This is a genomic window from Peribacillus sp. NPDC046944 (assembly GCF_050272735.1).
In the GTDB taxonomy this organism is placed as follows: Bacteria; Bacillota; Bacilli; order Bacillales; family DSM-1321; genus Peribacillus.
This window is the reverse complement of the sequence record NZ_JBNNML010000001.1, coordinates 370310-392559: the sequence shown is the minus strand read 5'-3', so window position 1 is coordinate 392559 and position 22250 is coordinate 370310. Positions and strand designations below refer to the sequence as shown.

The window sequence follows — 22250 nt, the reverse complement described above, 5'->3', positions numbered from 1 at the left end:
GTATTTGGAATTAGATGGAAAATGAATCTATTGTGAATTTTATGAATTTTTTGTAAAATAATCAATTATCTGTTTTTAATTTAGATTATTTTGTTGTATTATAGGTTGTACACATATCGATAGGGGAAAAGACATAGGTCGATTTGTGTGAATATTAAGATAGTTAGAGCTGAGGTAATTTATTGGGTGGTATGTCAATGATATTATGTCAGTATAGAAAAAAGGGAGGCTTTACTTTAATGGAGAAAAAGAAAATGATTCAATTTGCGTCAGCTACCGTACTGGCCGCATCGACAATCGTCGCAGTGGCACCTGTGCAAACGGATGCTGCAACAACTAGCTTAAACAGTAAAATCAAAACAGCCAAGGCCACCATCAAAAAGCCGTTCGACACATACTTTTACTCTTCTAAACTCGCTTCTATATCCACCATCAAGAAACAAACCAAAGCTGCCAAACAGGCTAAAAAAGACATAACCACTTCCATAAAAAAATCAACGTTACCTAAAAAACAAAAAGACGAAAAACTAAAAGAAATCAAAGCCTATGATAAATACATAACACGGGCAGAGGGTTATGTTAAAGGCTATCAAAAGGCAGAAAAAGCAAAAGTAGCCCATAATAAAGCACTTACATCTCTGAAGAATTCCGTCATCGCCCAAAAACCGACGGAGGTTAAGAAAAAATATAACGCACTGGATTCCGCTGTGAAAAAGACAGAAAAGGACATTAAAGATACCGTGTACGGGGCCAAGATTGAAGCCCTTCTATATGACAAGTTCACCAAGGGAACGAAAAAATCCTTAAATGGGGATCTTAAAGTGCCTTACTACTATGATAAGGCCGAGTATTGGATCGCAAAAGGGGACTTGAAAACGGCTGCCAAACGTATGGACGCCGTTTCTGGACAGTTGAAAAAGGTTAGCAAAACATCAAAGCTTGGTAAGGCCATCCATGCCTATGCTAAGAAAGTTACCGGAAAATACGAAGCGGCAGTCTATGCCGAAAAGAAAGAAGCAGTTGATAAGAAAGTACGTGCTTATGAAAAACTAGCAAACGGAGAGCTTAAGACGAGAGCTCAGATCGAAGCGGCTAAAAAAGCGAAAGCAGCCATTAATCTAAAAGGAATCAACAAAGCAGATACAAAGGCTTTCCAAGCAAGGATTGCAGCAGCGGATAAGTTGGTTGGAAATGCTGAAGCAGGGCTTCAATTCACCCTTTCTTTAATGCACACAAATGACACGCATGCTCATTTGGAGAACGTGGCCAAGCGGGTGACTGCCGTTAAGGAAGTAAGGGAAAGTAAGCCGAAAGCGCTTTTGATCGATGCGGGTGACGTATTCTCTGGAACCTTGTATTTCAACGAATTCAAAGGTCAGGCCGATCTTCAATTCATGAACTTAATGAAATATGACGTCATGACATTCGGAAACCATGAGTTCGATTTAGGATCGAGTGATGAAGGACACAAGGCATTAGCGGACTTTATTAAAGGAGCACAGTTTCCATTCGTCAGTTCGAACGTTGATTTTTCCAAAGACGATAGGTTCAAAGGTCTTTTCTCGGATCTATATTCAAGTGAACCCGAGAAGGGGAAAATCTACAATGGCATCGTGAAGGATATCGATGGTGAAAAGGTCGGGTTCTTTGGACTTACGACAGCAGAAACGAAAGATATTTCCAGCCCTGGAAGTGTCGCATTCGAGAACTACCTGGAAGAAGCAAACAAAGCCGTAAAAGCTTTCGAAGGCATGGGCGTGAATAAAATCGTCGCCATTTCTCATCTTGGTTATGACGACAATGCTGAATATGACAATGATTTAACATTGGCCGCTAAAGTTAAAGGGATTGATGTAATCGTGGGTGGACATAGCCATACGCAGTTAGATGCTCCAGTCGTGATAAGTAAGGATGATAAAGGACAAGCGAAAGATCCTACTGTGATTGTTCAAGCCTACCAATATAGTGATTACTTAGGAACGCTTGATGTGGAATTTGACCATAAAGGGAAAATCATAGGCCAAGCAGGGCAGTTAATCAAGGTTGCCGACAAACAGGATGATGCGGAAGCTGCCAAGAAGTTGGAAACCTACTCCAAGAAGATCCAGGAAGTAAAAGAAAGCAAAACGGGCGCAACCGCAGTGAAGGCTATGCCAAGTCCGCGTGATTCAGGTGACGTTACGAAACCAAGTGTCCGTAAAAATGAAACGGAATTAGGGAATCTGATTACAGATGCCATGCTGACGAAAGCAAAAGAATTTAATAAAGATACGGTCATCGCCTTCCAAAATGGTGGGGGCATCCGTGCCGGTATCGATCAAGGTGACATCACATTAGGGGATATCCTTACTGTTTTACCGTTTGGCAATACACTGGCGACGATGAAGCTAACTGGTGCGGAAATAACGCAAGCATTGGAACATAGCGTGAGCCAAGCACCGAGAGAGAGTGGCGGTTTCCTACATGTATCCGGCATGAAATTCACATATGACAGCACAAAGGATACGGGTCAACGCGTACAAAAGGTTGAAGTGAAAGGACAAGATGGAACGTATAGCGAATTGGATAAAACCAAGCAATATACAGTAGCCACCAATGCCTTTACAGCCAAGGGTGGAGATGGCTTTACAGTCTTTGCAAAAGCCTATGCAGAAGGAAGAGTGACGGACATCGGCCTTCCTGATTGGGAGAACCTTGCGGATTATGTAAGCCAGTTAAAAACGGTCAACCCAACCATCGAGGGACGGATTAAGGACGTTTCTGGGATTACTCCAAATCCTGAACCAGGCACACCGGACCCAGGCACACCAGGTACACCGGAAGATCCAACTAAAACATACGAGGGCGATACCAAATTGGATATCACAAACCTCTCGTCTTTGAAAAATATAGTAGTCAAAGGTGATTTAACCTTAACAGGAACTCCTTCAGAGACCTTTACAATTTCAGGTGTGACAGTGGAAGGGAATTTGGATGTTTCAAGTTTAGTCGGAACTAATTTCACCTTCACCGATATTGATGTAAAGGGAGAAACTATTTTTTAAGTAGAAAGCGGATATTATCAGTATGATAATATCCGCTATTAAAAAACTTTCACAGATTCTTAAAAAATTGTTAGGAGAGTGCTGAATGACTAAACGTTTGAAATCCTTATTTAAAGTTTCTTTAGTCTTAATGTTAATCTTGAGTTTTCTAGTTCCTGTTTCATATAGTAAGGAAGCGCAAGCGGAAATGATTTTAACAGTTGCGGATGCAATTGCCGATAACAGTTCAGGTAGTAAGGCTACTGTTGAAGGCTATATTGTTGGTTTTTACACAGATAAAGGTGCAATTAAAGAAGGATCAATTACAGATACCAATATAGCGATTGCAGATTCTCCTTCAGAAACTGATAAAAGCAAAATCATGCCGGTGGAATTATCAGCTGCATCTGGCTACAGACCAATCTTTGGCTTGAAATCAAACCCTAGTTATCTAGGGAAAAAGGTTCGAATATCTGGCTCACTTATAAAGTATTTTAGTGTGCCAGGATTGAAAACTCCAACATTAATTGAAATCCTTGATGATGAACCGAGCGAAGATACACCAGTAAAAGGAACGGTTAAAGAAGTTCGAGAAATGAAACAAGGATCTTTAGCATCAACAAAGGGTATTGTTACCGCTGTATTTGGAGGCTCAAATGATACCGTCTATATCCAGGATGAAACAGCAGGAATAGTCCTTTATGGTCCAAGTCTAGGGCTGAAAGAAGGGGATGAAGTAGACGTAACAGGAAAATTAACCGAGTATTCAGGTTTGTTGGAACTGGCTGTTACGAAAGGTGATATAAAAGTAATAAAAGAAAATGTGGCTGTTCCAGAAGCCGAGTTAATAAAAGCAGCAGATTTAAAAGAGGAAAAAGAAGCTTCATTGCTTAAGTTAAAAGGAGTCACCATTGTATCCCTTAGCAGTTCAAATTATACGGCTAAAGATGAAGATGGAACGACTTTCATCATTCGTACAACAAATCCAACACTGCTTTCCGTTGGGAAAAGGTATGATTTCGTATCAGGGGTATTGGGGGCTTTCGGAAGCACATATCAATTACTTCCAAGAAGTGCGGATGACATTGTAGAAGATGTAAACAAAGTCCAATCTGTTACAGCCGACCCTGCAGCAGGGTTTATTAAGGCAGGGGAAAAGGTTACTTTATCTACAGGAACGGAAGGGGCAACGATTCACTACACCACAGATGAAAGCGAACCGACGAGTACTAGTGATATTTTCACCCAACCGATTGAAATTCAAAAAAATATGGTGATAAAGGCGAAAGCACTTAAGGAAGGCTTGACGGATAGCGAGGTATCTACATTCTCTTATACGATTCAAGATGGAGAAGTGAGAATTCATGATATTCAAGGTGAAGGACATTCCTCTCCGTATGATGGCTCGAATGTTAATGATATTGAAGGGATTGTTACGTATGTTTCAGGAACTTCAGAGTTTTATATTCAAGATCAAAAACCAGATAATAATATCAAAACATCTGAAGGAATACTCGTTTATAAGTCAGGACATAACGTAAAGATAGGTGACGTTGTAAAAGTAAACGGTCAAGTGAAAGAATATTATGTAGGTAATGCGCAAGGGACGGACTTACCTGTAACTGAAATCGCAGCTTCCTCCATTACTCCACTTTCAACGGGTAACGAACTGCCGGCACCGATAGTAATCGGAAAAGATCGCATTCCACCTACTGAAACAATCGATAGCGATAGTTTTGCCCAATTTAATCCTGACAAAGATGGAATCGACTTTTACGAAAGTATAGAAGGCATGTTTGTAGAAATTCAAAATCCAAAAGTAGTATCTCCACAATACTCTGGTAAACTTGTAGTCATCCCTAAACAACTAGAAAGCAATACGAATGCAGGTGGAGTAAAATTAACGGCAACAGATGGAAATCCAGAAAGGATTCACATTGATGTGAATTCTAGTTTACAAGCAAAAGCAGGCGATTATTTTGAGGGTTCTATAACAGGTGTAATGGGCTATGCAAGTAGCAATTATAAACTGTTAACGGATAAAAGTAAGTTACCAGAATTAATAGCTGGAAAAACGGTTCAAGAAACCACTTTGTTACCAGAAGACGATAGTAAATTATCGATAGCCTCTTATAATATTGAAAACTTTTCAATGGCTACGGGTACAGAAAAGGTAGAAAGAATAGTGAATTCCATTATTAAAAATATGAAAACGCCAGATATCATCGGTTTAGTCGAAGTACAAGATGATAATGGTGCAACGGATAACGGTGTTACAACGGCTGAGGGATCAGCAAAAGTGTTAATTGATAAAATCAAAGCACTTGGTGGACCAGAGTATAGGTATACAGAAGTTGCTCCAATTAACAATCAAGATGGAGGTCAACCAGGAGGGAATATTCGTCCAGGTTTCTTATATAATCCTTCCCGAGTGACATTAGTTGAAGGAAAGAAGGGCTCAGCAACAGAAGCTGTTAAGTATAAGGAGGGCAAGTTAACTTTAAATCCAGGGTTGGTTGATCCAACGAATGGAGCTTTTAGTTCAAGTAGGAAGCCTTTAGCTGCTCAGTTTGAATTTAATGGTGAGAATGTTGTAGTTGTGGCTAACCATTTTAATTCTAAAAGTGGAGATCATTCCTTATTCGGTAGCACTCAACCACCAGTATTCTCAAGTGAAGTGCAAAGAAATAAAATTGCAACGGTAGTGAATGGTTTTGTTAAAGATATTAAAAGTGAAAATCCGAAAGCCAATGTCGTGGTACTAGGAGATTTAAATGATTATGAATTTTCCAATCCATTAGCCAAATTAAAAGGTAATGAATTAACCAATATGATTGATGAAGTACCTTTTGAAAAACGCTATACGTATTCGTTTGAAGGAAACTCCCAAGTACTCGATCATATCCTTGTATCCAACAATATGGCAGAATCCACAAAGGTGGACATCGTTCATATTAACTCCTCTTTCATGGAAACACATGGACGGGCAAGCGATCATGATCCTGTATTGATTCAGACGGACTTAACGGCGTCAGGAACCGTAGAGCCTATCGTTCCGGAAAAGACGTATCAGTTATCAAAGTTCAACACAAAGAAACTTACGATTGCTTCACCGAGCGTCTTGATTGATCTTGATGGAGACTCTACCATCCAAGAGGGCATCTTCATCAAGAGTGCCTATGCCAAACTGCAGGGTTCAGGTTTGAAAAATACAAAAGTGATCCTTGAGCCGACCAAAGCAGGCGCGATTATTGATTTCGGTGGCGCTAAGGTCAAAGAAGTCATCATCGAAAATGCGAACATCAAAGAAATCAGAGGCGCTGAAAATGTTCAGAAATGGTCTGCTGAAGACGGCGTCGATACAACGGGCATCAAATTCTTGAATGCAAAAGGGGAAGCGATTGTTTCTCCTTTCGCTTCTAAGGAAAATAAAGCTCCAACTGTAAAGAAGAAAATAGAAAATGTAGATGTGAAAGTGGGTTCGACGGTCACTCTTAATCTACGTGAATACTTTGAAGATCCAGATAATGATCCACTAACCTTTGAGTCTACGATTGGTACAATAGCTGGCTCAACGTTGACTCTTCCTACTGATAAAGTGGGAGATTATCTTGTCGCTGTAACAGCTAAGGACAAGTCTTCAGAAGTGATTGCTCGTTTCAGCCTGAAAGTATCAGAGGATAAACAAATCGAAGCATATTATGAGAAAGCGTCCGGAAAAACGGGTAAGGAATTGAAAGCGACGCTCCACACCATCATCAAAAGCCAGACAAAGTTGACGTATGCTCAAGTATGGGATGGCATTAAGGATGCAGATGAAGATCCAAAGAATTCTAAGAATGTCATCTTGCTGTACTCTGGAAAATCCATTTCGAAATCTTCAAATGGAGGGAATGTGGGTCAGTGGAATCGTGAGCATGTATGGGCAAAATCCCATGGGAATTTTGGGACAAGCGTAGGTCCGGGGACAGATCTTCATCACCTTCGTCCGGAAGATGTGCAAGTGAATAGTAAACGAGGACATCTGGACTTCGACAATGGAGGACAGGCATATAGCGGCTGTGATTGTAAGGTTGATTCGGATTCATGGGAGCCACCTGACAATGTTAAAGGCGATGTCGCCCGCATGTTGTTTTATATGGCCGTTCGCTATGAAGGAAACGGTGAGCTTGACTTGGAACTTTCCGATACGGTCAATACGTATCCAAAGCCGCTTCATGGAAAGTTATCAACGCTTTTGAAGTGGAATGAACTTGATCCAGTTGATGAATTTGAGAGCAACCGCAATGATGTCATTTATGAAAAATGGCAGCACAATCGTAATCCATTCATCGACCATCCTGAATGGGCCAACGAGATTTGGGGTCCGGCCAAGGATTTGAAAAAAGCGAGTTAGTTCTTAAAAAGTAGAAAACGACGAAAAGAGCATGGATACAACCATGCTCTTTTCGTCGTTATAAAACTACTAGATTATTAGTCTACTATCGTCACTTTGACTTGTTTTTTACCCCAGATTAAAGCATCCGATTGTTTAGGGATGAATACATCGATCTTATTCCCTTTGATCGCTCCCCCAGTATCCACTGCGAGTGCTTTTCCGTAGCCTTCCACTTCCACTGTAGAACCTAATGGAATCACACTTGGATCGACAGCAATTACTCTTGCATCATCATATTTCTTCAGATTGACACCCATTCTTGTAATTCCTGAGCACCCTTCACAGCTAGCCGTGTAAGCGGTACTTGAAACCGTCAAAGTCTTCGAAGAGTTACTAACTAAATTGGCTTTCGTTTCAAGCTTACTCATGGTTTTTGCCCCGGCGATTCCGTCGGCGGTCAATCCTTTTTGTTTTTGAAAGGTGGAGACAGCTTGTTTTGTACCGCTGCCGAATATCCCATCAACCGTCGATGTGTATACATCCCACACCTTCAATAATTTTTGCAAATCGGCCACATGCTTACCGATATCCCCGGTACGCAATACTTGTATTTTTTGATTCGTTTGTAATCCTGCTATTCCATCGGCTTTCAGGTTCGACTTTTTCTGAAATTCCTTTACGGATTCTTTTGTAATGGAACCGTAGTACCCGGTTGCCTCATGATAGGGATAGACCCCTTTTGTCAGCAATGATTCTTGTAACTCTTTTACATCACTATGGCTTGTACCTTGCGATAGCGTTCGATCTCCAAGGGCAGCTTCACCTTTAGTCGGCATCGCTAATCCTATCATGAATATCGAAGCCGTGATGATTATGCATATAATGTTCTTCATGTTTGTCCTCCTTGTTGTATCTGCACGTATACAATTCGTTTGGTTAACGATTCTTACGTGCAGGGAAAGGAAAAACACAGCAAAGGGACCAAAGAACTGTTAATACATGTAACGGAATCTGAGAAAACGGGGAGGTTCGATGTGATTACAAATCCCTTGTTTCATAGGATTTGGTTGTTTTTGTATAAAAAAATGTGAAAGATTGCGTGATTTCATCTTGCTCCCGGCATTTGACCGATAAAAAGCCAAGATTGACCGATAAATAGGCGAGTTTGACCGATAAAAAGCCTCCATTGACTGATATAACCTGAATCTTGACTGATACATGGATGAAACGGATAAGGGGTTACTGAAAAAGAGTCATTATCTTTTAAAATCATAAGCTAGTTTGCTAGTGAAATGATAAAAAATGTCCCAAAATCAAGGCATACAGCAAAAAGCCACCTAATTATAGTTAAGTGGCCGGCATTCTCTTATCCATTTTCATTCATGTGATTTTTGTAAAATTTATCGACTGATTCGCAAGTTGATTAATTTTAGCAAGAATATTCCTTATAAGGCATTGTGTCTCTTTTCTTGTGTAAAAGTTGGAATGAGTTAGATTGTATGGGAAAAGTGATGATAGTCATGGAGCCTACCGGGCAATATTGGCTGAGCTTAGCTCACATTTTAAAAGAAAATGAGATGAAGTTTGTTGCATTTAATCCGTTACACGTAAAGAAAAGCAAGGAATCCTATTGGCGATGAAGCTTCAACAATTTCATTGTCGTCTCTTCTAATCTGTTCTCATTCTTGATTATCTGAATGATTTCCCCCTGTTTCATAAATAGAATAATGTCTCCCGTCTCGGCTGCTACATCCATCATATGGGTAGAAAAAACAATGATTGTACCATTTTTTTTAATCTGATTAAGAATTTCAACGAACTGGTTAACCCAGTAGGGATCCAATCCATTAGTGGGCTCATCCAGTAGCAAAACATTCGGTTTGGCTAAAATGGATTGCCCGAACAATAATCGTTGCCGCATGCCCTTAGACAAACTTTTTACTAGTTCACGTTTCTTATCAACAAGACCTATCAACTCGATTACTTCATTAATCCTTTCGCTTTTCACTTTCCGTAAAGATCCATAAAAACTAAGGAACTCTTCAACTGTCATCATTTCCTGGGCTTGGAAGTCATCAGGCATGAAACCGATTTCTTTTAAATAGTTCTCGCGATCATATTTAATGACTTTTCCGTTAATAGAAGTTGTACCACTAGATGGATATAGAAGACCCGCAATTATTTGTAATAATGTACTTTTGCCAGCACCATTTCCACCGCATAATACGATACAAGTTCCCTCTGTTACTTCAAAAGAACATGGATATAATGCCGTCTTTTTCTTATAAACCTTCGAGACACCATCCACTTTTAATCCTGTCATCGCCTTTTCCTCCATTCCAGCATGAGCATCGAAAATAATAACGTCAGTGACAAAAATCCAATGACATATAATATATAGATAATAATTCCGAAAGGAGAGTCTAAGAAAGTCATAAGTGAATCATATGCTTGACCAAAAACTGCCCCTGCATCAAGTGACATGACAAAGGACACCCGAATGATTTCAGCGGGATTTGCAAATAAGAAAAATTTCATCATGGGGGCAATCCAAGGATAAGGGAGCAAACCTAAGATAGCAATCAATGCAGTCGGCCAAATCATGATTAGAAAAAACCAGATAATGACGGAAATTGATAATGCCTGCCACCTTGTCGATACGATACACCCTACGGTTACCCCAAGGATAAGAAAGAAAAAAATTAGAGTAATAGAGAAAAAGTAAATAGATAAAAGCCAGTCGCTGGAAAAAATATTCCCACTCACTATCCCTATGGCCAAGCTAATTCCATAACTGAACGTGAAAACGATCGCTTGAGCCGTGAATTGACCACCTATTTTGCCCACTATGTAAGACAAAGTAAATAACGGATAGGTATTCAATAACCGCCATTGTCCATTTTCCATCTCATTGGCGATTGAAAAGGAACCAATGATCAACATGAAAAGTGGGATGATATATAAAGCGACGTTGATTATAGTACCAGTCGTATTGGTATAACCAGTTAAGGAGGGGGAGCTGCTTTGCAATAAAAATAAGAGAGACAATACAGCGACCCACAAGCCCAAGAAAGAATAATACGATCGCTGTCGTACTGTCATGCGCAGTTCAGAAAACCAAATATTCCACATCTTCATTCCTCTTTTCGAACAATCTTCTACCTCAGTATCTTATATATCTAACATGTAGTTCACCAATCATCTCAATATATAACGGTCAGATACCTAGATACCTTATAAGGCAGCCCGAAAATGGAACTGGCCCCTATTCTTCAATGAGAACCGCTATCTTCTTCACTGTCTGAATGTGAATGGTCCTTCATATTATGTTTCTGCATCATTTCATGGTTTTGCTCCCATCCATGGTCAGCTAAATCGTTTGCAGACATTAGCTGGCTGCCTTCATTTGCAGTGGCAAACTCTTCAGCTGAAGCTTTATCTTTAAATGATAGTACATTATAGGCCATTGGTGTTTTAATCGATGGATTGTATACATAAGTTGCGTCTTTTCCTAAGACCCATTCTTTATCGTTGTAATCACGGACAAATTGAGCATCAATTTTTTTATTTTCATTAGCATGAATCCAATCATACATACAGCCTATATCATCAAAAACCATGGATTTACCATTTTCTAAAATAATTTGGGTAGCATGTTGATCGTTAATAACCGCCATATTACATGTTTCACAAGTGTCCGTCGCTTCGTTAATTGCAACAGGTTTAACCTCATCTTTCCCACATGCTGTGATAGTCATGATTATTCCTGCCAATGCAAGAAAACTAAATAGTTTTTTCTTCATCGTTTTTTCCTCCCAACTATAAATAAACTACAACTTGCTACAATCATCACTGCACTCATACACCATAAACTAAAACTAGATGATTGTTCTTTTTTTACTTCCATGGTCATGTCCATTAATGGGGCCGAATCTATTAATAACTGTTCAAATGGACTTTTCAACATGTTTTGTAACATGATAATTCCCGGTGCTTGGAAAAACAGTTGATATTCCGGAACATCCGCTGTTAAGGTAAGAAAATATGGATCGGCAGTATAGACAATATCACTCTTGCCATTCCCATCTAAATCAACCTTACTGGCAGCGTCCCAATAATTACCGTCCACTTGATTGTTTGAGCTTTCTATTGCTTGGGCATCGTTGACGTTTCCGACGAATGTATTTTTCATTGCCTTATTTCCATTCGATTTTAAAAACTGTATTCCAGTAAAGTTGTCCATGATTTTATTGGCCTTCAATCGATTGTTTTCAGCCTTTTCGATAAAAATGCCTACTCGATTGGAAATAAACTCATTCCCGGTCACCTCCGTATCAGAAGCTAAATATAGTAACAGCCCTTGAGCATTCACACTATTATTATTAGAAGTAAACTGATTATGACGCACGACCGTCCGTTTTGATTCCATTAACTCCGTGCCTGTTGTATTGAATTTAGATACATTCCCGTCAAGTATATTATCATTGGAGAACATGAGATGCATGCCGTAACGGGATTTTTGGATGTTATTCCTATGTAAGATATTCTCGTCACTTTGCTCTAAATATATCCCATCAGAAACATTCGTTATAGTAAGGTTTTCAAACCTATTACGGTTAGATTTCCATAAATCGATTCCATTCCCTCGATTTATGCCCATAATCTCGCTGTCTTGGATTGTCACGTCATTTGCATTGTCGAGCCTAATCCCTAAATGCCTCGTCTCAATGTTTAGTTTTTCCAGATTATGATGAGACCCCGTAACATAGATAGCTGCGTCTTCTTTTTCATTCCCACAATGTTCCACCATGATATTTTTTAGAGTCACACCCTTGTTGAGAATGGTAACGATCGGTTCATTCTCACAAGAGCGAAGAAGGACTTTACCTGTTCCATCTAGGGTTACTGGCTTGGAGATTATTACTGTCTCCTCATACTCTCCCTCCTCTATTTTAATCGTGGCACCGTTTGGAGCTTCATCAATTTTAGATTGTAAAGTGCCTGTGGCTTCTGATACAGCTGGCAAGCAAAATGATAATAAGAGGAGAAACAAGATATAATACATTATTTTCACTTCTTTAGTCTCCTCGCTCTCGAATGGATTCACACTTTAGTCTAGCTAATAAATGTATAAATTTAATGAGGATACCAACCATGCTCATGGTGTACAGACAACATTTCCTTGAAGTGTAAATGTTCATAACATTAGTATAGACAGAATGAAAAGATTAAATAATACGATGATCATTCTATTGAAAGAGAAGGCAAGAGAAGGAATTCGAGGAATCTTAGAAGAATTGAAGACTTTCTTATTATTGGAGAAGGGAAAAATGGAGAAGAAGCGATTAAACGTACCGAAGAATTAATGCCTGATATGATCCAAATGGATATTTAAATACTTGTAATGGATGGACTAAGCGACTAAAATTCAAACCATATGTGAAAATTGTAATGATTACGGTTTCAGAGGATATCATAAATTTATTTGATGCGTTAAAAAAAAGGGGAGGAGTTTATGAGAAGTATAACGAGTGGATATTGGTAATGACAGAAATGAAATTTACAAGGTATTCATCGATCATTCCTCCAACTAAAGCAGCTTGATAGGACAAGCTGCTTAAATGTTATTTTCCATTTTGGGCAGATGAAGTGGGGAGAATTCTTCTTGTAGTATGGAGTACATGTTAAGATCTTGATGTTTTCCTTTTGCGAAGATGCCTTTTCTCAAGGTTCCTTCAAATGACATCCCTATTTTCTCCATCACCCGTGCGGATCCTGTATTCTCCACGAAACATCTTGCTTGAATTCGAACGACATTCATCCGGTTAAAGCCAAAGGCAATCACTTCATTGGCAGCTTCAGTCATGATTCCCTTTCCCCAATAATCTTGAGAAAGTACATAACCGATTTCGGCTACACGATGCGCCACCAGCCACGAGACAAAATCAATGGTTCCGATGATCTTCCTAGTCTCTTTATACTGGATTCCCCACGGAGCGACATGCTTATTCTCATATTGTGCCATGGCAAAGTCAATAAAATCTCTAGTATCAGCCAGTGTCTTATGGTTATCCCACGTGACGTATTTTGTCACTTCTTCATCAGAACCGTAAACATGAATATCCTCAGCATCTTCCCACGTTATTTTCCTCAGGATTAGTCGTTCCGTTTCTAAAGTAGGGAAATTTTCGAATGGATTCTCCATTTTATCACCTCTTTTTCTGTTAGTTATTACCATTATATAGAAAATTTTTAAAAGATACAGAAAAAATAGCATTCAATGAAAGAATGCTACTTTACCATTGCTATTGCTATTGCTATGAAATATTTCGTTCAAAATCTAAAACTTCTTAGGAAATTGCTTGATAATCCCTTTGGTTAAAACATCCGCCAATATAATAATATGGTCTTCTCCTTTATCAAAAGCAACAATTTCAGCGTCTGTGTCCTTTTTAAGTCGGGCACTCACTTGGTCTGTCAACAATTGCAGATGCATATATAACAGTTCCTTTAATTCTTCATTGCTCCAATTTGGATTGGCTTTGCTGAGAAAGAGGGCGATATCATCAGCGTTTTTATACCATTCCGTATTGTATTTCTTGAAGTTATTTTGGTTTCCGCTTTTGGCTGCCTCCACCACTTTTCCTGCAAGTACAATGTGCTCCCTTAGCAATTGGGCCAGCTTGTCACCGGCCTCCTCCCCATAATAGGGCTTAATGGCATTCCCGATATCATCTTGGTTTTGTAATAACCGTGCTAACACTTTTTCTTGATCATCCAGGCCTGAGATGGCACTGACAATATAGCTTCTTGTCCAGATCGTATGATTGATCCAAAGCTTCCGTAAAGCACTTTGCAGTTGAACCGACGTTTCTTCCATACATTGCCTCGAAGGATTTGCTTTACCTTTGGCCTCCGTATGGAGGGGAAAGAAAACTAAGGCGAATGACATAATCAATAACGTTACCTTCATGAACAGGTTTTTAATAAAAAACATCTCCTTTATTTAAGATGAAATACTGGCTTATTATTTGATGTAATTCCAGTTTTTACTCCTAAGTCACCTGAAACTTATCCCATTCAATCAGCGTTTAAGAGAAGGAAATCACCCTTTAATAGAGAAATACATACAAAGGGGATGGTGAGATGTCAAACGATGTTTCTTCTGAATATATTAGGGTGTTTAAATGGCGGTTTAAGGATATGAAATATACAGCGGATAAGGCGATGGAGCAGCTTGATGAGGAGATGCTTTTTTGGTCACCGAATGAGCAATCCAATAGCATTGCCATCATCGTGAAGCATATGAGCGGGAATATGGTTTCCCGGTGGACGGACTTTTTATATACAGATGGGGAGAAACCGTCCAGGGACCGAGATGCGGAATTCGAGCCCGCCATCACCAGTCGAAAAGAGTTAATCGAGGTTTGGGAAAAGGGATGGAATGTCCTTCTTTATTCCTTGCATGCCATCAAGAAGGAACATCTGCTTCGGGACATATTCATTAGAAAAGAACCTCATACCTTGATTGAGGCCCTTGAGCGACAACTGTATCACTATTCCTACCATATCGGCCAGATCGTCTATATAACCAAGCTGCAAAAGGGGGATGCCTGGGAGAGTTTGACCATCCCAAAACGAGTAAAAGGAGAGTTTTAATGAAATTTCAATCAAAGAAAGATTGGTGGACTTACCCCGTCTTCTTCGGGATCATCATCGCAGTCTTCATCCCGCTATTCACGGATCAAGATCTGACAAGTCTATATATAGGCGTGCCAGTCGCCGGTTTGATTCTTTGGATATGGTTTACGACCTATTATGTGATAGAGAGAAATAGTTTGGTCGTTCGGTCTGCATTCATTCATAAAATCATCCCGGTCCATGAAATCAAATCGATAAGAAGAACATTGAATCCACTTTCTTCGCCAGCGCTTTCACTCGACCGGTTGGAAATCCTATATGGGAATGGCAAAATGGTGCTCATTTCCCCGGAAAATCGTGAAAAGTTCCTTGAAGAATTAAAGAAATTGAATCCCTCGATTGTCATTGTCCTGAAGAAATAAAGGTCCTAAGGAATGAAAAAAATGGGAGGCGAGAAAATGAAATTAGCTTTTTTATGTCATCCAGTCAAATATTTAAAAGGTTCATCCCGTTACTATCGGGAAGTGTTGGGATTTGAAGAAGCTTGGCAGGAAGGGGAGCATACGGTTGCGTTGAAACTGCCGGGTAGCGATGTACAGTTAATGCTTGAAGATGATGAGGAAGGATACTCGGCTGGTGGCGTTTTTATCGTGGACAGTGTAGACCGGTTTTACCATGAAAACAGCACATTGGATTTTGTGAAGGAACCATGTGATATCCCACCAGGTAGGTACGCCATCTTTCAAGATCGCTCGGGAAACCCGATCCGCATCATCGATAAAACGAAGAGTTGAAGGGGGACACCCCTTTCTTATATGAAAAGAAGAGGAGGGCCAACCCATGATCAAAGGCCTATATGAAGCTCATTTACCTGTGTCAAACCTTGCTCGATCCATCGAATTCTATAAAAAGCTGGAGTTGGAATTAGCCTATCAAAATGATACTCTAGCTTTCTTCTGGATCGAAAAGGGTCGTAGTTGGTTAGGCTTATGGGAAACGGATCAAGTGCAAACCCCTTATCACCCTTCGCTGAGGCATGTCGCCTTACATGTGGACAAGAAGGATATCGAGCATGCGAAAGAATGGCTGGGGGATAAGGGGATTCAGATAAAAACGGCTTTTGACTTTCCACCTGATAGGCAACCCCTTGTTTTACCGAATAACCCCCATGCCCACGCAGCCATATACTTTCAAGATCCCGATGGTAACTCCCTCGAATTGATCACCCCTTTACGATTGGATGTCGAAGAGGACTTTCCCATGATGTCCTTGGAGGAATGGAGTAAAGGAGGTAGGATGTAATAAATGAGAGGTAGATGAAAATTGAATACATATAGATGTAGGGGAATATTTCTATTCAATAAATATTTTCTAACCTGTAATCTTACATTACAATTCGATTCACAAAGTATGCTAGTTTTTACGATTAAATAGGAAAACTCTTTCCCATCTAAAAAGAAAAAGGCTATGTTCGTATAATTTGTTGCTGAGGATACCATGCATGTAAAAAAGAAAATTTTACCACTGTAATTGAGATTGGAAATTTTAAATGATATATTTTACTAAAATGTCTTATTTCACTATCAGGCAGTTTAGTTCAATAAGAATACCTACCCGATGTTTTTGCTCTGTTTAAGAATAAATGGTGATTTTTGATAACTCTTCGAAATCTTACTTTCAGTTACCTGTCATATGGTAAGAGATATAGGAATAGTATATTACTGGATTAATAAAATTGAAACAGGAAGAAAAATGAGGTGATTTATTTTAGAAAAACTCAGGAAAATTAATATGAAAACTGCTGTATTTATGGGAATTATTTTTTACTCTTTGACTATCTTCATCCACTTTCTTATTATAAGCAAAAGTATTCCATTCACGTGGGTTAATGGTGGAAGGTCTGAATCATTCGCTGAACAGCTACCAATAACTGTTATGAATATCGTTATTTCTATTATTGGAGTAGTTTTTACATTGATTGTTGGTAGAATTAAACAATATAAATACAAAAGAGGAATAACCGTTATATGTTGGTTTTTTGTTGTACTTTGGTCTTTTGGATTTATACAACAATTGTTTGGAACACCTTTTGAAAAAATGGTTTGTTCGTTAGTATTGCTTATTGGAGTTATCTCGAACTTGCGTATGGCGATTGAAAAAAAATAGATGTAACTCTTTAATTAATAAGTTTGTGAACAATTACACTTAAACTAAAGGGGGGCGTTAGTTTAATAGCGGAGACAGCATAAAAGCTGTCTCTTTTTTTACCTTTAGCAACAATCTTTACGAACAAAGCCAAGAAAAAAGAGCCATACTTATTCAATAGATCTAATAAGCATGGCCCTTTATTTAGTTTTTAAAGTAGTCCTTCATTAACCGTGATACCAGCCTGTTTTACAGTTAATATATACAAGTGGATGCCAATCCCCTTTTCCATCGAATTGTATATACATATCATAATAACCTAGATCACTTTTTACTAGTTTGGTTTTATCTTTTTTGCCAACATAATTTTTCTTAATCTCGTTAATTGTTTTTGTTTTGACTCCTGGTGACCATTTATATGGATCAGCAAAGTGGAGTTCATGTGTTTTTACATATCCGTATTTCCCTTTGTATTTGATTTTGGACCAGCCATATTGTTCAGAAGAGGACCAGTTGTCCTGATCCTTACCGATAGGTACGCCGCCATATACTTTTACGATTGTCCCAACCTTAATTTTCCCCAATGTTTTATACGATGTTCCAGCAGACGATTTTACAGACAGTACTTTTGCTGCATAGGCTTTGTCATAGCTTGTGGTTTTAGCTTCGGTTGAATTGAATGATAGACATAATGTTAGTAAACAAACACATGCAAAAATCGAAATGAATTTTTTCATTCTAACAACACTCCTAATCAGTTACATAGATTTACTTTATAGAATTTTTTTCCTTTTTTTATCATATCATGTGTAGTTATTTAATACTATGTTTTCAAAAAAAAGGAATCGCCTCGACCTCTCTTTCCCTTGAACTTGGCCTTTTAAAATAAAGGCGCAATTACAAACCGGATGGAAAATAAGTGGATATTATGATACGTTTATACTGGTGGCTTATAGGTCAAATTCAAAAAAAGGTAGGTATACTATGTCGGAAACAGTTCTTAAGGTTCAATCCTTGAAGAAAAAAATTGGGAAAAACGTCATCGTCGATGATGTGAGTTTTGAAATCAAAAGCAATGAAATATTCGGTTTGCTTGGTCCGAATGGAGCGGGGAAAACGACGATTATCCGGATGATTACCGGTCTTATTAATCGCACGGGCGGCAGCGTTATGATCAAGGGGCATGATCTTGATAAAGATTTTGAAGGGGCAATGAACCAACTAGGGGCCATTGTCGAAAATCCAGAATTCTATAAATATATGACGGGCAGAAAGAACATCATGCATTATGCCCACATGTCACATAATAAGATTTCCCCTGAGCGAATCGAAGAAGTAATCAAGATCGTAAAATTGGAAGAGGCCATCGATAAAAAGGTGAAAACTTACTCATTAGGCATGCGTCAAAGACTTGGTGTAGCACAGGCCATCTTACATAAACCATCTTTATTGATTTTTGATGAACCGACCAATGGCTTGGATCCACAAGGAATACGTGAATTCCGTGATCACTTGAAGTTGCTGGCAAGTGAGGGAGTGGGCGTGTTGATTTCTTCGCATCTCCTTTCAGAAATGCAGTTAATGTGTGATACCTTTGCCATTATTGAAAAGGGTAAACTGATACATACGGAAGAAAAGAGAACAGAAGAAAAACAAGAGGACATTCATGAAGTGGCCTTTACGGTTAACGATGGGGAGCGGGCAAAAACGATTTTGCTAGAAGAGTTTCCTAGTCTTCCAGTGATCAAGCATAGTGCGGAATCCATTTCCGTATCAGCGACACGTGGACAGACGGCCCGTATAAATAGTAGTTTCATAAAGAATCAAATCGATGTCTTTGAAATCGTGGTTACTAGAAAATCATTGGAAGATAAGTTCTTTGAAATAACACAGCAGGGAATGAGGGAAACGGTATGATGTCCTTGATACGCAATGAATGGATGAAGATTTTTCAAAAAAAATCGAGCTATGTGTTTATTGGTTTCCTTCTATTAATGGTAATCGGCTCGGCGTTTATAGAAAGTAAACTGAATCCAGTCGATAAAGATGCAGACTGGAAGCAAGATGTGCGTGCAGATATAAAAGAGCAGGAAAAACAAATGAAAAGTCCGGAATTTGATGATGAAGACAAGGCATTCTTCAAGGAACAAATGGAAGTTAACGAACAACTTCTCAAGGAAAACATAAACCCAGACCTTCAAACGAACTGGACGTATATGGCGGAATGGACGACATCCATCACTTCATTCATTACTTTATTTGTCGTGATCGTTTGTAGTTCCCTGGTGTCTTCCGAGTTTTCAGATGGAACGATTAAGCAGTTGTTGATCAGGCCTTATAAACGTTGGAAGATCCTACTTTCCAAATACATTACTTCCCTATTATTTGCGGCACTATTACTTGTGATTTTACTTGCATTCAGCTATCTAATTGGTCTTTTATTCTTTGGAAGTGGTTCTTATACAGATAAAATCATGGATCCGACTTCTTTTGGATTCGCTCCTGTTTTAGTTGGCGAATATGTTGTGAATATGATGGTCTATTGGATTCCGGGATTCTTGGTGATCACAGCCATCGCCTTCATGTTAAGCACATTATTTAAAAGCCAAGCCCTTGCAGTGGGGATTGCTATCTTTATTTTATTTGCTTCTTCTACGTTGACTGCGATCATTCAGTCATTTATAGAAAAAAATGAGTGGTTAAAGTTTGTCCTGTTCCCTCATCTCGATTTAAGAGGATATATCTCTGAAACGGTGAATATGTTCGATGGGGCATCCCTTGGTTTCTCAATAGGAGTGCTTGCCGTCTATTATTTCCTATTTTTAGCGCTAACCTTTTTCTTCTTTCAAAAAAAGGATATTACGAATTGATGATAATTCGTTGGAAAAGTCGAAATCCCTTTGGGGGTTTCGGTTTTTTTTTGAAAAGGAAGAGGTAGAAGATAGGTTTAAAAAAGTAAAAAACCGTTCGCTTAACGGAACGGTCATTGTTAAATCACTCAATCACATCAAACCAGAGGGAATCCGTATCATCCACCTCGCCATTGTAATTGATGGTGATTTCCTCTCCGGCCACTATATCGGCATGTGCATAAAAGTCGATGGTCATCCGTTCTTCATTATTATCAAACCGGGCATTTGGGGTGTAGGAATGATTAAATAAGGAACCATATCCCAAGGCAAGCGCGGTATCGTCGTCTCCCCAATAGAAGCAATGCTCGAATAGTGAGGTTTTCTTTAAGTATTTCCAGTCCTTTTTTGGTGAAACGACAACAGGGGATGATTCTATCCATTCATCTTTTTTTATATCCCGTGTAGCGAATATCCCACGGCCATATTTTCCTGTGTGTTTGATGCAAATGGGGGGCACTGAGGCATCTCCTTTCTGCCAATCCTGATTCGTTTTCATGTGTTCCTTATCTAGGGTTTTTAGTTGTGCTTTTAAATAAGCATTCCGTTTGCGAATGAAGTCAAAGATGAATTCAGGTTCTTGATCGAATACATCGATCTGCCCCTTCTTATAAGGATCGAGGAGGACATGGGGGCGTAATGTTTGATGGAGGGTGTGTACTTTATCTTCCATATAATCGACCGTGAATGTTGTTTCAAGAATTTCTTCTACTATATCTTTATAGCGTGTACGAAATTCAGGAATTTGTAAGAGAAGGGCGTTCAGGTGGTTTTTCTTTACTCCTTCAATAGGCACGTACGTGTGCTCCATGACCCCACCGCTCACTTTCCGTCCCCATGTTGCATCATAGTCCCAAGGAATGATTTCGAATAACCCCGTTTTACTATTGCGATATAAGGCATAGTTGTGCGTGAACCCATCGTTATTCATCGTACAAACGGCTGCAGCTAACCAGCGTAAGTAAGAATCAATATTTATTTGCCGTGCGACGACATCATGTAATTTGGGTAAAGGGGTCGTATTGATTTTGTGGATGAAATGATGAAGGAAAAGATCGTCTGACTCGATGCCATACACTCGTTTATAGCCAGAAAGAAGCGATTGTTTTGGTTTTCCATCTCTCTCCAGGGCAAAGTTTGCATCATTGCCAACGGCGTAGTAGATGGGGCCGGAAGGAAGACCTCTTTTTTCTAAAAAAAATTCGTCCACGGATTCCAATTGTAAATAGACTCCCTTTAAGGCATCATTACGTGTTAAATTGATATGCTGACTATGTGGTGAAAGAACTCCGAGGTCTTCGAAGAAATCTAGAGAAAGCTTGTTGCGCATTAACGAAGGATCTCTGTATTCAGCATTCAGATGGATTTTTTGAGCGCCAAAGAATCTTTCAGGTTCGATAAACTCAACCCAATAAGACCTTTTTCGGAATTTCCGTGTATAAGAGCCCCGATAGGCCATATCGATATCATAGGAATTTTCACCAACTTTTAAATAAGCGGGAATCGGGTTGTCGCTCCATACATTTTTCCGTAAATGATCCAAATCTTCTTCTTCAATCGTCAAGAAATATGAGGGAATATGATAGCTCATACAATTACCTACCTTTTATACTATTGTTAAGAAAGAAGTCTCAGCTTGATGAAGCGGCTACTATTCATCAAGCTGAAACCGCAATGATTCATTTACTTATCTTCTATTTCTTCTTTTTCTTGTTGAACATCCAGTAGACGTACTGCGAGTACACGTACTGCGAGTGGACGTACTGCGAGTACACGTACTGCGAGTGGACGTACTGCGAGTAGACGTACTGCGAGTAGACGTACTGCGAGTAGACGTTCTGCCAGTGGACGTACTGCGAGTAGACGTTCTGCGAGTGGACGTTCTGCCAGTGGACGTACTACGAGTGGAAGTACTACGAGTGGACGTACTGCGAGTAGACGTTCTGCCAGTGGACTTATGTCCAGTAGAATGTTTACCCTTTTTTCCTTTTTTTCCTTTCGTCATTCAAACCCCTCCTTTCATGAAGCTAATGGTATAGTATGCAGGGGTGTCCGAGCTTGAATGTGTTTTTGAAAAATCAGGCGAAAAATGATAAAGGGAAAGGATATTTGTCACATAACTTCGGATAGCCCCCACAAAAAACATGGGCATCT

Annotated in this window: 20 protein-coding genes and 2 pseudogenes; 11 read left to right on the top strand and 11 right to left on the bottom strand. The window is 39.3% G+C overall.

Annotated elements, in window-relative coordinates; genetic code table 11:
• Positions 1-239 precede the first annotated feature (239 nt).
• On the top strand, positions 240-3044 hold the full coding sequence (locus ACQKIC_RS02025) for a 5'-nucleotidase C-terminal domain-containing protein (protein ID WP_427590877.1): 2805 nt from the start codon (positions 240-242) through the stop codon (positions 3042-3044).
• A gap of 85 nt (positions 3045-3129) precedes the next feature.
• Complete coding sequence (locus ACQKIC_RS02020; RefSeq protein ID WP_403080424.1) at positions 3130-7419, top strand: endonuclease; 4290 nt, start codon at positions 3130-3132, stop codon at positions 7417-7419.
• Between the two features lie 77 nt (positions 7420-7496).
• Here ACQKIC_RS02020 and ACQKIC_RS02015 read toward each other — a convergent pair whose 3' ends face one another.
• The gene (locus ACQKIC_RS02015) at positions 7497-8294 is read right to left on the bottom strand and encodes a peptidoglycan-binding protein (protein ID WP_403080427.1); all 798 of its coding nucleotides are present in this window, start codon (positions 8292-8294) and stop codon (positions 7497-7499) included.
• A gap of 606 nt (positions 8295-8900) precedes the next feature.
• Between ACQKIC_RS02015 and ACQKIC_RS02010 the strand changes: the two are divergent.
• Positions 8901-9026 (top strand): annotated as a pseudogene (locus ACQKIC_RS02010) (hypothetical protein); the annotation flags it as partial.
• A gap of 2 nt (positions 9027-9028) precedes the next feature.
• Here the strand turns inward: ACQKIC_RS02010 and ACQKIC_RS02005 are convergent.
• From ACQKIC_RS02005 to ACQKIC_RS01990, 4 genes are all read right to left on the bottom strand, one after another.
• A complete protein-coding gene (locus ACQKIC_RS02005) occupies positions 9029-9724 on the bottom strand; it encodes an ABC transporter ATP-binding protein (RefSeq protein WP_402874135.1) in 696 nt (231 codons plus the stop codon).
• A complete protein-coding gene (locus ACQKIC_RS02000; RefSeq protein WP_403124710.1) occupies positions 9721-10533 on the bottom strand; it encodes an ABC transporter permease in 813 nt (270 codons plus the stop codon). The genes ACQKIC_RS02005 and ACQKIC_RS02000 overlap by 4 nt, the downstream gene beginning before the upstream one ends.
• A gap of 140 nt (positions 10534-10673) precedes the next feature.
• Complete coding sequence (locus ACQKIC_RS01995; RefSeq protein WP_427590876.1) at positions 10674-11204, bottom strand: nitrous oxide reductase accessory protein NosL; 531 nt, start codon at positions 11202-11204, stop codon at positions 10674-10676.
• The gene (locus tag ACQKIC_RS01990) at positions 11201-12466 is read right to left on the bottom strand and encodes a right-handed parallel beta-helix repeat-containing protein (RefSeq protein WP_427590991.1); all 1266 of its coding nucleotides are present in this window, start codon (positions 12464-12466) and stop codon (positions 11201-11203) included. The genes ACQKIC_RS01995 and ACQKIC_RS01990 overlap by 4 nt, the downstream gene beginning before the upstream one ends.
• A 154-nt stretch (positions 12467-12620) precedes the next feature.
• On the opposite strand from ACQKIC_RS01990, the gene ACQKIC_RS01985 reads away from it, so the two are divergent.
• Positions 12621-12767, top strand: a complete 147-nt coding sequence (locus ACQKIC_RS01985) for a hypothetical protein (protein ID WP_427590875.1) — start codon at positions 12621-12623, stop codon at positions 12765-12767.
• Positions 12768-13018: 251 nt separating this feature from the next.
• Here the strand turns inward: ACQKIC_RS01985 and ACQKIC_RS01980 are convergent, their stop codons facing one another.
• Positions 13019-13606 (bottom strand): GNAT family N-acetyltransferase, encoded by a 588-nt coding sequence (locus tag ACQKIC_RS01980; protein WP_427590874.1) that lies wholly within the window; start codon positions 13604-13606, stop codon positions 13019-13021.
• 135 nt (positions 13607-13741) lie between these two features.
• Positions 13742-14389 (bottom strand): glycosyltransferase, encoded by a 648-nt coding sequence (locus ACQKIC_RS01975; RefSeq protein WP_427590990.1) that lies wholly within the window; start codon positions 14387-14389, stop codon positions 13742-13744.
• Between the two features lie 158 nt (positions 14390-14547).
• On the opposite strand from ACQKIC_RS01975, the gene ACQKIC_RS01970 reads away from it, so the two are divergent.
• The 5 genes from ACQKIC_RS01970 to ACQKIC_RS01950 all read left to right on the top strand — a co-directional run bounded on the left by ACQKIC_RS01970 (position 14548) and on the right by ACQKIC_RS01950 (position 17208).
• Positions 14548-15060, top strand: coding sequence for a DUF1572 family protein (locus ACQKIC_RS01970; protein WP_427590873.1), 513 nt, complete (start codon positions 14548-14550; stop codon positions 15058-15060).
• Entirely contained in the window at positions 15060-15464 is a 405-nt protein-coding gene (locus ACQKIC_RS01965; RefSeq protein WP_427590872.1) for a PH domain-containing protein, read from the top strand. The genes ACQKIC_RS01970 and ACQKIC_RS01965 overlap by 1 nt, the downstream gene beginning before the upstream one ends.
• 36 nt (positions 15465-15500) lie before the next feature.
• Positions 15501-15836 (top strand): VOC family protein, encoded by a 336-nt coding sequence (locus ACQKIC_RS01960; protein ID WP_402874153.1) that lies wholly within the window; start codon positions 15501-15503, stop codon positions 15834-15836.
• Between the two features lie 46 nt (positions 15837-15882).
• Positions 15883-16344 (top strand): VOC family protein, encoded by a 462-nt coding sequence (locus ACQKIC_RS01955; protein ID WP_427590871.1) that lies wholly within the window; start codon positions 15883-15885, stop codon positions 16342-16344.
• A 489-nt stretch (positions 16345-16833) separates the two neighbouring features.
• Entirely contained in the window at positions 16834-17208 is a 375-nt protein-coding gene (locus tag ACQKIC_RS01950) for a hypothetical protein (RefSeq protein WP_427590870.1), read from the top strand.
• A gap of 206 nt (positions 17209-17414) precedes the next feature.
• On the opposite strand, the gene ACQKIC_RS01945 is transcribed toward ACQKIC_RS01950, so the two are convergent.
• Complete coding sequence (locus ACQKIC_RS01945) at positions 17415-17924, bottom strand: SH3 domain-containing protein (RefSeq protein WP_427590869.1); 510 nt, start codon at positions 17922-17924, stop codon at positions 17415-17417.
• Positions 17925-18171: 247 nt separating this feature from the next.
• Here ACQKIC_RS01945 and ACQKIC_RS01940 point away from each other — a divergent pair, with 247 nt between their 5' ends.
• Both ACQKIC_RS01940 and ACQKIC_RS01935 read left to right on the top strand, forming a co-directional pair.
• Entirely contained in the window at positions 18172-19104 is a 933-nt protein-coding gene (locus ACQKIC_RS01940) for an ABC transporter ATP-binding protein (protein WP_402957327.1), read from the top strand.
• Positions 19101-20057 (top strand): ABC transporter permease, encoded by a 957-nt coding sequence (locus tag ACQKIC_RS01935; protein WP_427590868.1) that lies wholly within the window; start codon positions 19101-19103, stop codon positions 20055-20057. Before ACQKIC_RS01940 ends, ACQKIC_RS01935 begins: the two co-directional genes overlap by 4 nt.
• A gap of 124 nt (positions 20058-20181) precedes the next feature.
• On the opposite strand, the gene ACQKIC_RS01930 is transcribed toward ACQKIC_RS01935, so the two are convergent.
• From ACQKIC_RS01930 to ACQKIC_RS01920, 3 genes and pseudogenes are all read right to left on the bottom strand, one after another.
• Entirely contained in the window at positions 20182-20595 is a 414-nt protein-coding gene (locus ACQKIC_RS01930) for an SET domain-containing protein (protein WP_403124848.1), read from the bottom strand.
• 12 nt (positions 20596-20607) lie between these two features.
• Positions 20608-21687 (bottom strand): annotated as a pseudogene (locus ACQKIC_RS01925) (CotH kinase family protein); the annotation flags it as partial.
• A gap of 96 nt (positions 21688-21783) precedes the next feature.
• Positions 21784-22101 (bottom strand): hypothetical protein, encoded by a 318-nt coding sequence (locus tag ACQKIC_RS01920; RefSeq protein ID WP_427590867.1) that lies wholly within the window; start codon positions 22099-22101, stop codon positions 21784-21786.
• Positions 22102-22250 lie beyond the last annotated feature (149 nt).